This window comes from Micromonospora sp. DT201, assembly GCF_049841575.1.
Classification (GTDB): Bacteria; Actinomycetota; Actinomycetes; order Mycobacteriales; family Micromonosporaceae; genus Micromonospora.
This window is the reverse complement of the sequence record NZ_JBNCKP010000019.1, coordinates 45,966-60,163: the sequence shown is the minus strand read 5'-3', so window position 1 is coordinate 60,163 and position 14,198 is coordinate 45,966. Positions and strand designations below refer to the sequence as shown.

Sequence of the window (14,198 nt, the reverse complement as noted above, 5' to 3'; positions counted from 1 at the left end):
TGAGGGGTACTAGCAGTACGCGCCTTGACAGAGACTCGCAGCGCCGCCACGGCTCTGGTGAGGTGCAGGTAGGTCAGCATCACGTCACCGGAGGACATCATCTTCACCGTCAACGCCATCGCCGCGCCGTCTGCCACCGAACCGCTCGTGCGTACCACGATCGAGCGGCGGGACCTGGGCCCGCGCGATGTTCTCATCGAAATCCGCTACGCCGGCATCTGCCACTCCGACATCCACACCGTGCGCGGCGACTGGGGCAGCGTTCCCTATCCGCTCACCGTTGGCCACGAAATCGTCGGCCGGATCACCGAGGTCGGCGCCGACGTCACCCGCCACGCGGTCGGCGACCGTGCTGGTGTGGGCTGCATGGTCAACTCGTGTCGCGAGTGCGAGAACTGCCGCATCGGAAACGAGCAGTACTGTCTCAAGGGCAACACCCAGACGTACGCCGGCGTCGACCGGGACGGCACCGTGACCCAGGGCGGGTACTCGACCCACGTCGTCGTGGACGAGGACTTCGTGCTGCGGGTGCCGGAAAGCATCCCGTACGAGGCGGCCGCGCCGATGCTGTGCGCGGGCATCACCACGTACTCTCCGTTGGCGCACTGGAACGCCGGTCCCGGCAAGAAGGTCGCCGTGGTGGGCCTGGGTGGACTGGGCCACATGGCTGTCAAGATCGCCGCGGCGATGGGCGCCGAGGTGACCGTGCTGTCGCAGACGCTGGGCAAGAAGGACGACGGCCTGCGCTTCGGAGCCGAGCACTACTACGCCACCAAGGACCCGGCGACGTTCGAGGCGCTCAAGGACAGCTTCGATCTGATCATCAACACGGTCAGCGCACCGATCGACATGGCCAGCTATCTCGGTCTGCTGCGTCTGGATGGCACGCTTGTCAGCGTGGGTGCCCCGGCGGAGCCGCTGCCGGTGCCCGTCTTCGCGTTGTTCGGCAATCGACGTTCGTTCGCCGGCTCCAGCATCGGCAGCATCGCCGAGACGCAGGAGATGCTGGACTTCTGCGCCGAGCGCGGCATCGCTCCCGAGGTCGAAGTCATCGGCGCCGAGGCAGTCAACGACGCGTACGAGCGGGTGCTCGCCTCGGACGTGCGGTACCGGTTCGTCATCGACATCGACACCCTGCGCTGATCTTCTCTGTTGTGCGCCAGGGTCCGCCAAACGGCGGGCCCTGGCCACAGTCGGTCGCCACCCACTCCCCCATCCTGCTGGCCGTCCCGCACGCCAGGATCCTGCAGATCGAACCCGACGGGTCCGTGGCACCGCGTGTGCCTGTCGGTTTTTCCGCCCGGCCGACACCCGGCCCATAGCCTGGCTTCATGACCGAATCGGACGGGCAGTCGCAGAGCGTCCGCACGGTGATCGTGGCTGGTCTCGTCAACATCGCTGTCGCTACGGCCAAAGTGGTGGCGGGTCTACTCTCGGGTTCGGCGGCCGTACTGGCGGAAGCCGCGCATTCGTTCGCCGACACCACAACCGAAGTGCTGCTGTTCGTGGCGCTGCGGCGCGGCGGCCGCCGCGCCGACCCCGGGCGCCCCTTCGGCTACGGCCGGGAGAGCTACATCTGGGCCCTCCTCGCCGCGGTCTTCACCTTCGTCAGCGGCGCCGGCTTCTCCATCACCCACGGCCTGCACGTCATCGCATCGGCCAAAGAAACCGGAGACTACTTCGTCTCGTACGCGGTGCTGGCCATCTCCTTCGTCCTGGAGTCGGTGTCCCTGCTGCGGACGGTGCGGCAGGTACGGCACCGGGCCAAACGCTGGGGCATCAGTCCAACCAGGGTCCTGCGACGCACACCCAACACCACCATCAAAGCCGTGTTCCTAGAGGACAGCGCCGCCCTGACCGGCCTGGGCATCGCCGCAGCAGGCCTGGGCCTCGCCCAGCTGACCGGTAACCCAGTGTGGGATGGCATCGCATCGGTCGCCATCGGTGCACTACTCCTCATGGTGGCCATCATTCTGGCCCGCAACAACCTCGATCTGCTCGTCGGCCGATCAGCAAGAGAGCCAGTTCAGGACGAGATCCGCCGGGAATTGTCAACCCTGCCATACGTGCAAAGCATCGTGGAACTACTGACCCTGCAACTCGGCCCCGACGACATCCTCGTTGTCGCGAAAATCAACTTCGCCGACCACATCAGGGCCGCCGACATCGAGGACGTGGCCGACGAAGCCAGGCGACGACTCACCACGCGCAACCCGGCAATCCGATACGTCTTCCTCAACCCGACCGGCACCGGCTCCTAACCCGCCATACCCACCTAATACTCCAGCCGGGGATTGTGATCACGGCTCGGTGAGGGCTTGCCGGGCGTAGTGGCTAGTCATGGCTCGTGCTTGGTGACGGCGTCGACGTACGGACCAGAGCAGTGGGTCACAGCCGCGGCGGCCGGGTTCGATGATCAGGATGTTGAACAGGTGACGTAGTTCGTTGACGGTCAGCGCGATCAGCCCGGTCGGGTCGGGACGGCTGCGGTGGGTGGTCGCGGCGGCGAGGAAGGCGTGGGCGAGGATCGCCAGGGTGGTCCATCGGTGCCAGGACGTCCAGCGGCGGTTCTGGTGCTGGTCCAGGCCGAGTCCGGTCTTCGCGGCTTGGAACGACTCTTCGATTTTCCAGCGGCGGCCGGCTACCAAGACGAGGTTGCGGAGCGGGACGGGTTCGGCTGACCAGCAGCGGTCGAAGGCCAGCTCACCAGTGCGGCGGTTGCGGCGGATCAGCAGCCAGTGGTGCCCGCCGTGGGCGTCGGCGGCGTGCGGCAGTGCGGTGAAGGACCAGTCGTAGTAGCGGTGTCCCCTTCGCGCCTCGACCCGCGGACACCCGCTGCCAGGCGGTGGCAGGAAGACCGGCGGCGAGGGCGAGCGCCGTGTCGAGCATCGCGTGACCAGCGTCGGTGGCGTAGACGAGGTGCACGGCGGCCTGACAGTTCTCGATCTTCCCGGCGGTGCCCGAATACTGCCGCTGGACGCCGACGGTGTGCCGGCCCTTCTTCAGATCGCCCGTCTCGTCGATGACCAGTACCGCCTCGGCATCACCGAGGTGGTGGCCGACGAACTCGCGGACATCGGCGCGGACATCCGCATCGCCCCGCTTCACCCGGGTCAGCATCTCCTGCATCCCGTCCGGACCCGTGTTACCGGCATGCTCCGCGATCGTCCAGCAGTTCTTCCGCGGCAACGCGCCAGCAAGCCCCGGACGAAGTCACGTACCCGACGGCGAGGCTCCGGCCTGCGGAAACGCTGCCCGACCGTCAACATCAGGTCATCGAACAACACCGCCACCGCTGGGCGTCCACCCTGTAGCCGGCAGCCACCGCCACGTCATGATCGGTCCACACAACCGTCCATGCTCGATGGTGGCTGCGCCCGCTCCGGCCCCGGGTGAGCCCTCCCCCGGATCAGACCAACTCCTCTGGCTGGAGTACGAGCTGATCGCAGCCGGCGCCACACCAGCCCCGCCGAGATACTCGCCGCAACGCCGATGACGACGCCGTTCAATAGACGGGCGGCCGCTGGGACGGAACTTGGGACGGGACTGAGGCCATCTTCAGGCCCCGCTGCGCGCACTCTCGGTTCGGTCAACAAAGTTCTGGAATGCTCCTCATCAATGATGAGGAGAAAGCGTCGTCCTCGTCTCGTCCCCGCCGTACTCGCCGCCCAGGACCCCCGAGCCATCGGCCAGAAACGCCGAGCGACGTCGCCACGAAACATGCCGCCCAGCATGTCCCGAAGCAGCGGTTCCGAGATGGTGCCAATCTCGTAGCCCATCCAGGCGTACTGCAACAGCAGGTTGGTGTAGACGTGCTGCCGCTTGGCGGTGTCATCGGGCAAGTCCAGCGGACCCCAGCAGGGCAGGTAAACAGGTAGATCATCGAGTTGCATCCGGATCAGATCCGCGTGGAAACCGCGGATGGCCTGGATCCGTTCCGCTCTGGTCTGGCGGGCCTGGAGCAGCAGCGACGCCGCTACGCCTCCGAGCGCAAGTGCCGACAAGACCGCCGACGTGGCTCCGTAGGTCTGGCCGATATCACTCAACCGGCCCCAGTCTTCCGCCTCTCCCAGGCTCACAGCTCGCAGTGCGATGGGCGACAGGATCACCAGCCCCACCACGACAAGGACTACAGCGACTGCGGCCGACGCTTGGCCGACGCGACGGGCCAGGCTCCGCCCTCCTATCGCCGGGCCTGGCACCGAAGCGCCACCGACACTGCGTCCGTCTGCACGGTCCCGGGCCCTGGTGCTTCGATGCATCCCGGCATTCTGCCGTCCCGTGCTGCTCGCCTGCTGACCCATGACGATGGCTGGGATGTGCGCCCCAGTGCTGCTGTCATGCCACCAGCGGAAACGGCACGAAGGCTCCGATCACGACCTCCGGCTGGGGTACTAAGGGCGACCGGCAATAGGCGCTACTTGAGTCGTTGGGTCGTCGAAGAGGTGGCCCGGATGTCGGTGTGGGGGCTCGGCCGACGGTGACCGGCCCGGCCCGTTCGAGGCCGGACCGGTCACTTCGGGCCGGTCGCCGCTCGTTCAACAAGCTGGCGGCGGCACGCTTGGGCCGCGGCGCTGAGCCGGCGGCCCCGGTGGTGGATGAGGCCGATCTGTGGATGCGTGGGTGCCTGGTCCGCTTGCTGCACAGCCACCGGCGGCCCGGCCGCCACAGCAGCTGTGCGGGCCAGCAGCGCCACGCCGAGGCCCGCGCTCACCAGCTCGCGGATGCTAGCCGGGCCGTGCGTTTCGAACGGCACCCTGGGCTCGAACCCGGCCCGGTGCGCGGCCCCGTCCAGGATGGCGCGCAGGCCGCTGCCGGCCGGCAGGCACACGAAGGACTCGTCACGCAGGTCGGCGAATGGGATCGGGCGCGAGCCGGCAAGCCGGTGGCCGGGCGGGAGGATCAGCACCACCTCCTCCCGGCCGACCCGGCGTGCCGAGAAGCGCGATGGCAGGTCGTCGTGCACCGGGCCTACCACGAAATCCAGCGAACCCGCGTCCAGATCGGCGAGCAGCGCCGCGATCAGCCCGGATCGCAGCGTGAGCGCGACACCCGGATGGCGGGAGTGGAAGCTGGCGAGCGCCGCCGGCAAGTCGAAGCCGCCGACCGCTGCGGTCGCGCCGATGGTCACTTGGCCACTGAGGACGGCGGCCAGATCCGCCAGGTCGCCTCGGGCGCCGTCGAGCTCGTTCAGCACCCGCCGTACCCGGTGCAGCAGCAGCTCGCCGGCCGCGGTTAGCGATACCCGCCGGGTGGTCCGGGCGAACAGCTCGGCGCCGATGTCGGTCTCCAGGGCTCGTACCTGGGCGGAGATCGCCGACTGGGCGACACGCAGGTGTTCGGCGGCCCTGGTGAACCCGCCGTGGCGGGCGACCGCCTCGAAATATCGCAACTGGCGCAACTCCACCGGCCCATCTTGGATCGAGATGAGTGTCAGCACAAACCTGACTTGGACATATCAAAGAAGCAGCGGAAGGCTGATGGCATGGCACAACAACGCATGGACCAACGGATTCTCGGCACCGCCGGCGTAACGACGTCCGCGATCGGGCTCGGCTGCATGGGCTTCTCTCAGGCGTACGGGCCAGCCGACGACGACGAATCGCTCACCGTGCTGCACGACGCCCTGGACACCGGCATCACCATGATTGATACGGCGATGAGCTACGGCCGAGGACACAACGAGCGGCTCGTCGCCCGCGCGATCGCCGGCCGGCGTGACGACGTCGTGCTGGCCACCAAGTTCGGCATCGTGCGCGACGCCGACGGCGTACGCCTCGATGGCCGCCCGGAAAACGTGCGCGGCTACTGTGACGCCTCGCTCGAGCGGCTCGGCGTCGACACCATCGATCTGTACTACCTGCACCGCGTCGACCCCGAGGTGCCAGTGACCGAGACGATCGGCGCGATGGGCGAGCTGGTGACCGCCGGGAAGGTGCGACACCTGGGCGTCTCCGAGGTCAACCCTGCCCAGCTGGAGCAGGCGGCCACGGTGCACCCGATCGCCGCCGTCCAGTTCGAGTGGTCGCTGGCCTGGCGCGAGCCTGAGGACGACGTGGTGCCGGCCGCCCGCCAGCTGGGGGTGGGCCTGGTGCCGTACAGCCCGCTCGGCCGCGGGCTGCTGACCGGTGCGCTGTCGGCCGGCCCGTTCCCGGAGGGCGACTTCCGGCGCACCGATCCCCGCTTCGCCGCTCAGAACCTGGCCAGCAACCTCAACCTGGTGCAGACCCTGACCAAGCTGGCCGACGAGCACGGCGTCACCCCGGGGCAGCTGGCTCTGGCTTGGCTGCTAGCGCAGGGACCGGACGTGGTGCCGATCCCTGGCACCCGCAGCCGGGCGCGGCTCGCAGAGAACGCCGCGGCCGCCGACGTGCAACTTTCCGAACAGGACTTGGCGGCCTTGGACCTGGCTGTGCCCCGCGAGTCCTGGCAGGGTGACCGCACGTCGTTCGCCGCGCACGGCACAACTCGGGCCCGCTAAGAGCGACCGGCAGAAGACCGACGATCTGTCGATCACGCAGCTCGAAGAACTCCGCGGACAAGGGCTGCGCCACGCCAGCCTTCTCCAATGGGCCGGCGGCACCATGGCCGACGGCAGCGTCGCCCTCAATTTCGCTTTCCCAGCAGGACACCTGCGCGCCCGCCTGGTCGCCTCGGGTCAGGAATTTTGCAACGCGGGCCCGGACGCTTCGGCACGATGTCGTCCGGACCTACCTTGTGAGTTGCTGGTCAGCGCCTCGGTCATCCGCATCCTTCCGGCGGACCCGACACCGGCTGTCCCGCCTACACCATCTGGGTTCAGGCACCCGCATCGATACGACTGGAGCGCGGCCTCGCTCGCGACCGTTTCGTCGTCGATGCCGAACAACTCTGGCGGAAGTGGATGACGGAGGAAGACGACTTATTCAGAACCGACGGCACCTGCTCAGGTTCGCGAGCATGGCAGGGATCGGAGAGGTTGCAGGAGTAGACACAAGATGCTTTCCCAAGCGCTTTCCGTTTTTCGGGGCGCACATGTTGGACTGGTGGGACTTGTTTGGATTCGGGTGGTGTCGGCTGTGAGTCCGACACGGAGTGCGAGAGCGGCCATCGCTGCGATGGCCGCTCTGTCGTGGTCCTGGCGTTGTCGGGTTCGGTGTCAGTCGTCGATGGCCTGGTAGAGAGTGGTCCAGAAGTCGTGCATGACCCGCGCCGAGTCCGGGGTGGACATGCCGATTTGGGTGCAGAGGATGCCGACGAGATCGTTGGCGGGGTCGGCGTAGGCGGTGATGCCGGCGCCGCCGTCCCAGCCGAACTGGCCGAGGGGGGCGTAGTCGGTGCGGTGGACGCGCACGGTCATGCCGAAGCCCCAGCCGCCGTGCTGCCCGGTGCCGTAGGAGAGGTGGGCGATGCTGTTCGCCCAGGCGTCGCGGGCGGCCTGTTGCCCTGGGGTGAGGCGGTTGGTGGTCATCAGCTCGACGGCGGGTTTGGAGAGGATCCGCTCGCCGCCGTGCTTCCCGCCGTCCAGCAGCATCCGGAAGTAGGCGTGGTAGTCGTCGACGGTGGAGTCGAGTCCGCCGCCGCCTGAAGCGAATGCGGGGGGCTTGCTGTGGTGTCCGCCTTCGGCCGGGTCCTCGACGAGGAATTCGCCGGTCTCGGGGTGCGGGGCGTACAGGGGCGGGAGGCGGTCGATCTTGTCGCCTGGCACATGGAAGCCGGTGTCGTGCATGCCGAGCGGCTCGAGGACCCGCTCGCGCAGGAAGTCCTCGAACGGCCGGCCGGTGACGCGAGCGACCAGGATGCCGAGGAGGTCGTCGCCGAGGTTGTACAGCCACCGCTCGCCGGGCTGGTACATCAGCGGCAGGGTGGCGAGGCGGCGCAGCCACTCGTCCGGGTCGGGTTCGGGCAGGAGCCACCCGTCTGCCTGGCCGTAGACGCCGCGCTCGAAGAACGCGGCCATCATCGGGGCGGTCCGGGCGGTCATGTCCAGGCCGAGACCGAGAGTGGAGGTGAGCACGTCGTGGACGTTGATCGGCCGGAACGCCGGCACCGTCTCGTCCAGCGGGCCGTCCGGTGCCTTGAGGACTTGGCGGTCGGCCAGTTCGGGGAGCCACTGGTCGATCGGGTCGTTTAGGCGGAGCCGGCACTCGTCGAGCAGGACCATCGCCGCGGAGGCCGCGACCGGTTTGGTGGTGGAGGCCATGCGGAATATCGTGTCGCGGCGCATGGGGGCGCCGCCGTCGTGACGCATCGTCCCGATCGCCTCGACGTGGGTCTGGCCGCCGCGGCTGACTAGGGCGACGAGGCCGGGGATCTTCCCGGAGTCGACATGCCGGGCCAGGACGTCGTGCAGTTTGGTCAGTCCCGATGCGGTGAAGCCGTTGTTGCCGTTCATGGTGGGCGTCCTTGCTTGCGTGGTGGTCTGAGAGTGGTCAGTGGAGTCAGAGGCTGCGAGCGGTGATGTCGCCGTGACCGGTGGTCGCGCGGATGGTCAGGGCGGCTGCGGCGCCTTCGGTGTTCTTCAGCGCGTTGGTGATGCGGCCGTGGCCGGCGCCAGCGTCGAGGGTGGCGGAGACGCCGGGGGCGGCGGCGACGGTCACGTTCCCCGTCTGGGTGCTGAGTACGAGCGTGCCCGAGTCGGCCTCGGCGACATCGACATCGCCGTGCTGCGTGCTGATCTCGCCGGAGCCTGTGAGGCGGCCGACCGTGACGTCGCCGCCGAGGGCCGCCAAGCGGAGGTTCGCGGCCTCGTCGATCTTGACCGCGCCGTAGACGCCATCGCAGTCGACCTTCCCGAAGCGCCCGATGCCCCGGAATTCGGCGCCGCCGGACTTCACTTCGATGTCCGAGCCGGACGGCACCTGAACGGTCACCTCGACGGTGCCGGAGGGGCCGAGGATCTGGTTGCCCTGCAATGTGGTCTTGACGCGCAGGACGCCGTCCTTGAACTCGACCGCGGTCTGCTCGGCGGCCTTCACGTCTCGGCTCTTGGACGCCTTGGCGGGCAGGACCTCGATGGTGGTGTCGGACCGGTCCGCGGCGACGACCTGAATGCGCCCGGCGGGGACCTCGATGACGGCGGCGATCGGGGCGGCGGTTTCGAACTTCTGCATGGCGTGCTCCTCGTTCACTCGTTGTTTCCGATGCGAAAAACGCTACGTTGCGTTCCCTTTCCTGACAACAAAGAGCTCGCGACCACTCCGTAAAACAGCAGGTCATAGGCGTGACTTCATTGCGACGGATGCAAAACTAACGCAACAAAGGTGGCCCGTCGTTGCGTTGGATAGAAGTCGAACGCTACGATGGCGGCACCAGTGAAGCGCGGAGGGAGACACGGTGTCGGGGAGCAGGCTGACCCAGCAGGAGCGGCAGCAGATCGCGCGCGGGCTGGCCGACGACCTCCCGTACGCGGAGATCGCACGGCGCCTCGACCGTCCTACCTCGACGGTCACCCGCGACGTTATGCGCAACGGCGGACCCAGCGGCTACCGCGCAGATCTGGCTCACCTTGCCGCCGAGCGCCGTGCTCGCCAACCCAAGCGCACCACGCCCCGACAGCAGGCGGCCCCCGCTCCGAACTTCGGCAGGGACGATGCGGCCGTGCGCGAGTACGAGGAGACGTTCACCGGGCTCCTGATGCACCAAGGCATGCCCAAGATGACGGCTCGGGTCCTGACGTGCCTCTTCATCGCGGACTCGGGCAGCATCACCGCCGCCGAACTCGTCCAGCGACTCGGGATCAGCCCGGCGACCGTCTCCAAGTCGGTCGCGTCCCTCGAGAGCCAGGGCCTGATCGCCCGAGTGCGCGACGAGCGCCGCCGCGAACGCTACTTCGTCGACGACGACGTCTGGTACGAGTCCACACTCGCCAGCGCCCGCGGCATGGTCCAGGTCGCCGAGGTCACGCGGCAGGGCGTCACCGTCCTCGGTCGCGACACCCCGGCCGGCAACCGCCTGGAGAACATGGCCCGCTTCAGCGACCACATCAGCGAGAGCATCCTCCGCGCCGCAGAACAGGTTCGCGAGCTCCTCCACACCAAACCCGCAACGACCACCGAGGACAGCACCTCCGACGGCTGATCAAGCGGCGGACATGTCAGCACTAATCGAACCGGAAGCGAGCACCTACCGGACCCATCGGGAACTTGAACAAGCCCTGGGGCAGAATGTCGCCATCTACTGGCACGTGTATGCCGCCCGTGCAGCCCGTCACACGAATGGTTCTTTGAGTGGTCGCCTGACGACACCGGGCGAGCGGCATCTGCTGGTCCTGTGATGGGATACGGCGCGTGATCGAATCGCAGGCGCCGGTGTTGGAGATGCTGTGGGAGCCGCACGACCCTCGCCACGCGCTCGGCGAACGGTTCGGCTTCGGCGATTCAGAGTCGGCCGGCCGCTGGGTTGCCGTGATGCTGGACGAGCACTGGGGCGTTCGCATCGACTCCTGCGAGCGGATCGTCATGAGCGGGGGCAACGCGCTGGCGTGGGTCGGCACGCCGTCTGGCCGACTGCTCGCGAAATGGTCGGTAGTGCTCGAGTGTTTTCCGCGTTTGATGGAGACGGCGCGTCTCACGAGCTGGCTCCACGATCGGGGGCTGCCGGTTTCAGCGCCGGTTCCCGCACGAGACGGCCGCCTCCAGGTCGAGGTCGAACGTGTCTCGATGGGTCTGCAGCGCGAGATCGCGGGCGACCTCCTCGACACCGCTGATCTCAACCAGGTACGGGCGGCCGGAGTCATACTCGCCCGATTGCAGGACGCGCTGGCCGCATACCCGGACGCCGATCAGCTTCTCGCCCCCGCCGTTTCGTCCATGCCGTTGGCGGCCCGGGTCACCGACTGGCTCGACTCCCGCGCCGACCATCTGCCGATGGCTGCTCGTGACACGCTGCGCGCGCTGGTCACCAGCGCGCCGCCCGACCGACTTCCCCGCCAGCTCGTCCATTTCGATATCCGCTCCGCCAACATCTTGTGGGCCCGCGGCGGGGTCACCGCGATCCTCGACTTCGAGGAGGCCCAGCATGATCACCGAATCGTCGAGGTGGCCCGCGCGGCGGTCCTGCTCGGCACCCGTTACCACAACTGGGGGCCGGTGCCCGCCGATGTTCGCGCAGAATTCCTTACCGGCTACCAGTCCGAGCGCCCGCTGACCCCGGCCGAGGCGGGCTGGTTGAACATCGTCCTACTCTGGCAGGCCCTGGCGATGGTGCCGCCCGGCGACGACCCGACCGGGTGGGGACCATCGGCTTTGAGTCAGCTGAGCCAGGAAACCGCAAAGTAGTTCCGGACGATCGCAGCTCGCACCGTCCGGACCTACCTTGCGAGCCGCTGTTCAGCGCCTTGATCATTCGCAACCATGGAACGGACGCGACAGGTCGAGCGAGTGGAGCACCGGGAGTGGCCGGGCGCTTCGGCCTGTGCCGGCGACTAACGGTCCTTCGGGTCGGCGGCATCTGATCAAGGCGGGCTACGCTGCTGCGATGCTATTTGAGCCGGGAAAGATCATCAATCGCCGCTATCTGCGTGGACGTTGGTGCACGTGGGTGCAGCCGATGCGCGTCATCGCCGACAACGAGGATGGGCTGCTGCTCTGGCATCCAGCCGGCAGTGACTTCGCCCGGCTTGTCGATGCGGACGGCAGGACTCAACACGAGGTCACCGTCGATCAGATGCGCGACCCGAAGCTGACGGTCCTGACCTGGCAGACGTACGACATTCTGGTCCTCATGCCGCCGCAGACCGCCTACTCGGTGTGGTGGTTTTTCCGCGATGGCGCCTTCACTGGCTGGTACGTCAACCTCGAAACGCCCTGTCAACGGCGGCCCAACGGTGTAGACACCAACGACCTCGTCCTCGACATCGTCGTGACCCCAGACCGGCAGTGGGAGTGGAAGGACGTCGACGAGTTCGACGGACGCATCGGAAACCCCCTCTACTTCGACAGGGCTACGGCCGACGCCGTCCGCGCCGAGGGAGAGCGGCTCATCAAGCTGATTGCGGCAGGCGATTTCCCCTTCGACGGCACCTACACCGATTTCCGTCCGGACCAGCACTGGCCGATGCTGCGGCTCCCAGCGACCCTCGACCCGCAGCCAGGCGTAGCCGAATAGCAGGTTCGGAGGAGCAGGTGCTCGCGGCGATGTGCAACGGGTGGCGGGCACAGCAGCTCGCCCGGAACCTGTCGTTCTCCACGATCGAGAAGCGGCTGGCCACCGTGCGGGCCTTCACGCTGGCGAGGGCAGCAACCTCAAAACGGAGGGCAACGGCGGCCGCCCAATGAATGTCTACGTGCACCGCCGGTCACCGCTCGCTGATCGATCACAGCCCGGCGTACCTGTCCTGTTCCTCGCCGTGGTCGCGGCCGGTGTGGCGAAGCGCCGCGATGCAAGCGGCGACTGCCGGGTGGTCTCCTGCGCCCTTCCGGTAAGCGATCCGGGTACGTCGCCGGATATCGAGGGGTACGAGGCGGACCCCCGCGGGCGGTTGCCCGACGGCGAGTTGAGGCACCAGCCCGACGCCTTGTCCGGCGGCCACCAGGGCCAGCATGGCGGTGAAATCGTCGGCGTGGTGGCGCACCCTCGGGCGGAAACCGGCCAACTCGCAGGCGTGCAGGGCAACCGAGTGGCACAGCGTCCCCTGGCTACCCACGATCCACTCGGCATCGCGCACCGAGTGCATCGGGTCACCTCGAAGATCGCACTCCATTTCGGTCGGCAGGGCGAGGAAGACCGTCTCTTCGAGCAGAGGCGTCGAGTCCAGCGCCGGATCCGTTTCGACCGGCACGACGTCGTAGTCGTGATCGAGGGCCACGTCGAGGCGACGGTCGCGCAGCGCGTTGGGCACGGCGACCGGGTCCAGTTCGGTGACCATCAGGTCCAGCGCGGGATGGTCGCGGGCCAACGCGACCAGAGCTGGCGCCAACACGGTACGGACGGCACTCGGGTACGCGCCGATGCGTACCGTGCCGGAGAGCCCCCCGCGGGCGGCGGCCAGCGTGGCGTCCGCTGCTTCCAGGGCGGCAAGGACCACCTCGGCGTGTCGGACCAGCGCCTCCCCGGTGGGGGTGAGAGTGACCCGGCGGCCGGCGCGTTCCAGTAGCGCGACGCCGGCTTCCCGTTGCAGCGCAGCGAGCTGCTGGGAGACGGCGGATGGCGTGTAGGTGTGCGCCTCGGCGACGGCGGCGATGGTGCCCAGGCGGGCCAGGTCGCGCAGCAGGCGCAGACGGCGGACGTCAAGCATCAGCCAAGCTTACGTATTCAGTCAGTAATCGGAACTGGTTCTTCACAGTCTCGACCCGCAGGCTGGAGGCATGACGCTGACCGGCCTGTACGTACCGCTGATCACGCCGTTTGACGAGCGGGGTGCTGTCGCCTTCGACGCTCTGACCGCCCTCGCCAACCAGGTCCTGGAAGGTGGGGCAGCCGGCCTGGTCGCCCTCGGCACCACCGCAGAACCGCACGCTCTCACCGACGCCGAGCAGCAAGGTGTGGTCGACGTCGTCGCGACGGTCTGCCGCGAGCGCGCGGCCCAACTTCTGGTCGGCGCGCACACCCTCGATGCACTTCGGGTGCTCGGCGGACGGCCTGAGGTCACGGCGGCGCTCTGCCTGGTGCCGCCGTTCCTGCGGCCCGGCGAAGAGGCCGTACTCGCCCATTTCGCCCGACTGGCCGAGGATTCTCCCGTGCCGCTGGTCGCCTACCATGTCCCCTACCGCACCGGCCAGCCACTCTCCGTCGAAACCCTGCGCCGGCTGGCTGGCCTGCCCGGCGTGGTGGGAATCAAGCACGCTGTCGGCGGCATTGACGCCGACACCCTCGCCTTCCTCGCTGACGTACCACCGGGTCACTCGGTGCTGTGCGGCGAAGACGCTTATGTCTCCGCGCTGCTCGCTCTTGGCGGGCACGGCGGCATCCTCGCCTCAGCGCACGTTGCCACCAACGACTACGCCTCGCTGATCAGGGCCTGGCAGGCCGGGGACACCACCCGTGCCAGATCGCTCGGCCACCGCCTCGCCACGCTATCGACAGCGCTCTTCGCCGAACCCAACCCATCCGTCATCAAAGCGGTGCTACACGCCCAGCGACGCATCCCCACGCCGACGGTCCGCCCACCGCTGCTGCCCGCCACGCCAGCGGCCACGGCACGGAGCCTGATGCATGTAAACGAACAGATCAGGACGTCGACGTAGGACGACTAGCAACGGCGCTCCAGGCAAGCGGCC

At 68.0% G+C, this 14,198-nt stretch carries 13 protein-coding genes and 1 pseudogene; 7 read left to right on the top strand and 7 right to left on the bottom strand.

Annotated features, from left to right (window positions below; all coding sequences use genetic code 11):
• The first annotated feature begins 99 nt into the window (after nt 1–99).
• Together ACLQ28_RS26350 and ACLQ28_RS26345 are read left to right on the top strand one after the other, a co-directional pair.
• Nucleotides 100–1,143 carry an NAD(P)-dependent alcohol dehydrogenase gene (locus ACLQ28_RS26350; protein ID WP_425689014.1) on the top strand — a complete coding sequence of 348 codons (1,044 nt, stop codon included), beginning with the start codon at nt 100–102 and terminating at the stop codon, nt 1,141–1,143.
• A 188-nt stretch (nt 1,144–1,331) separates the two neighbouring features.
• Nucleotides 1,332–2,261 carry a cation diffusion facilitator family transporter gene (locus ACLQ28_RS26345; protein ID WP_425688949.1) on the top strand — a complete coding sequence of 310 codons (930 nt, stop codon included), beginning with the start codon at nt 1,332–1,334 and terminating at the stop codon, nt 2,259–2,261.
• Between the two features lie 39 nt (nt 2,262–2,300).
• On the opposite strand, the gene ACLQ28_RS26340 is transcribed toward ACLQ28_RS26345, so the two are convergent.
• The 4 genes and pseudogenes from ACLQ28_RS26340 to ACLQ28_RS26325 all read right to left on the bottom strand — a co-directional run bounded on the left by ACLQ28_RS26340 (nt 2,301) and on the right by ACLQ28_RS26325 (nt 5,407).
• The gene (locus tag ACLQ28_RS26340) at nt 2,301–2,648 is read right to left on the bottom strand and encodes a hypothetical protein (RefSeq protein WP_425688948.1); all 348 of its coding nucleotides are present in this window, start codon (nt 2,646–2,648) and stop codon (nt 2,301–2,303) included.
• Nucleotides 2,649–2,865: 217 nt separating this feature from the next.
• Nucleotides 2,866–3,251, bottom strand: a pseudogene (locus ACLQ28_RS26335) (IS701 family transposase); the annotation flags it as partial.
• Between the two features lie 81 nt (nt 3,252–3,332).
• Nucleotides 3,333–4,121, bottom strand: coding sequence for a DUF6082 family protein (locus ACLQ28_RS26330; RefSeq protein WP_425688947.1), 789 nt, complete (start codon nt 4,119–4,121; stop codon nt 3,333–3,335).
• Between the two features lie 392 nt (nt 4,122–4,513).
• Nucleotides 4,514–5,407 (bottom strand): LysR family transcriptional regulator, encoded by an 894-nt coding sequence (locus tag ACLQ28_RS26325; protein WP_425688946.1) that lies wholly within the window; start codon nt 5,405–5,407, stop codon nt 4,514–4,516.
• A 78-nt stretch (nt 5,408–5,485) separates the two neighbouring features.
• On the opposite strand from ACLQ28_RS26325, the gene ACLQ28_RS26320 reads away from it, so the two are divergent.
• Nucleotides 5,486–6,481, top strand: coding sequence for an aldo/keto reductase (locus tag ACLQ28_RS26320; protein WP_425688945.1), 996 nt, complete (start codon nt 5,486–5,488; stop codon nt 6,479–6,481).
• 657 nt (nt 6,482–7,138) lie between these two features.
• On the opposite strand, the gene ACLQ28_RS26315 is transcribed toward ACLQ28_RS26320, so the two are convergent.
• Together ACLQ28_RS26315 and ACLQ28_RS26310 are read right to left on the bottom strand one after the other, a co-directional pair.
• A complete protein-coding gene (locus ACLQ28_RS26315; protein ID WP_425688944.1) occupies nt 7,139–8,374 on the bottom strand; it encodes a serine hydrolase domain-containing protein in 1,236 nt (411 codons plus the stop codon).
• A gap of 46 nt (nt 8,375–8,420) precedes the next feature.
• Nucleotides 8,421–9,092 (bottom strand): DUF4097 family beta strand repeat-containing protein, encoded by a 672-nt coding sequence (locus ACLQ28_RS26310; RefSeq protein WP_425688943.1) that lies wholly within the window; start codon nt 9,090–9,092, stop codon nt 8,421–8,423.
• 223 nt (nt 9,093–9,315) lie between these two features.
• On the opposite strand from ACLQ28_RS26310, the gene ACLQ28_RS26305 reads away from it, so the two are divergent.
• From ACLQ28_RS26305 to ACLQ28_RS26295, 3 genes are all read left to right on the top strand, one after another.
• The gene (locus ACLQ28_RS26305) at nt 9,316–10,059 is read left to right on the top strand and encodes a helix-turn-helix domain-containing protein (protein ID WP_425688942.1); all 744 of its coding nucleotides are present in this window, start codon (nt 9,316–9,318) and stop codon (nt 10,057–10,059) included.
• A 209-nt stretch (nt 10,060–10,268) separates the two neighbouring features.
• On the top strand, nt 10,269–11,258 hold the full coding sequence (locus tag ACLQ28_RS26300) for a phosphotransferase (protein WP_425688941.1): 990 nt from the start codon (nt 10,269–10,271) through the stop codon (nt 11,256–11,258).
• Nucleotides 11,259–11,394: 136 nt separating this feature from the next.
• On the top strand, nt 11,395–12,087 hold the full coding sequence (locus ACLQ28_RS26295; protein WP_425688940.1) for a DUF402 domain-containing protein: 693 nt from the start codon (nt 11,395–11,397) through the stop codon (nt 12,085–12,087).
• 208 nt (nt 12,088–12,295) lie between these two features.
• On the opposite strand, the gene ACLQ28_RS26290 is transcribed toward ACLQ28_RS26295, so the two are convergent.
• Nucleotides 12,296–13,216: a LysR family transcriptional regulator gene (locus tag ACLQ28_RS26290; RefSeq protein WP_425688939.1), complete on the bottom strand. Its 921-nt coding sequence runs from the start codon at nt 13,214–13,216 to the stop codon at nt 12,296–12,298.
• Between the two features lie 70 nt (nt 13,217–13,286).
• Between ACLQ28_RS26290 and ACLQ28_RS26285 the strand changes: the two genes are divergently transcribed.
• Nucleotides 13,287–14,165 (top strand): dihydrodipicolinate synthase family protein, encoded by an 879-nt coding sequence (locus tag ACLQ28_RS26285; RefSeq protein ID WP_425688938.1) that lies wholly within the window; start codon nt 13,287–13,289, stop codon nt 14,163–14,165.
• Nucleotides 14,166–14,198 lie beyond the last annotated feature (33 nt).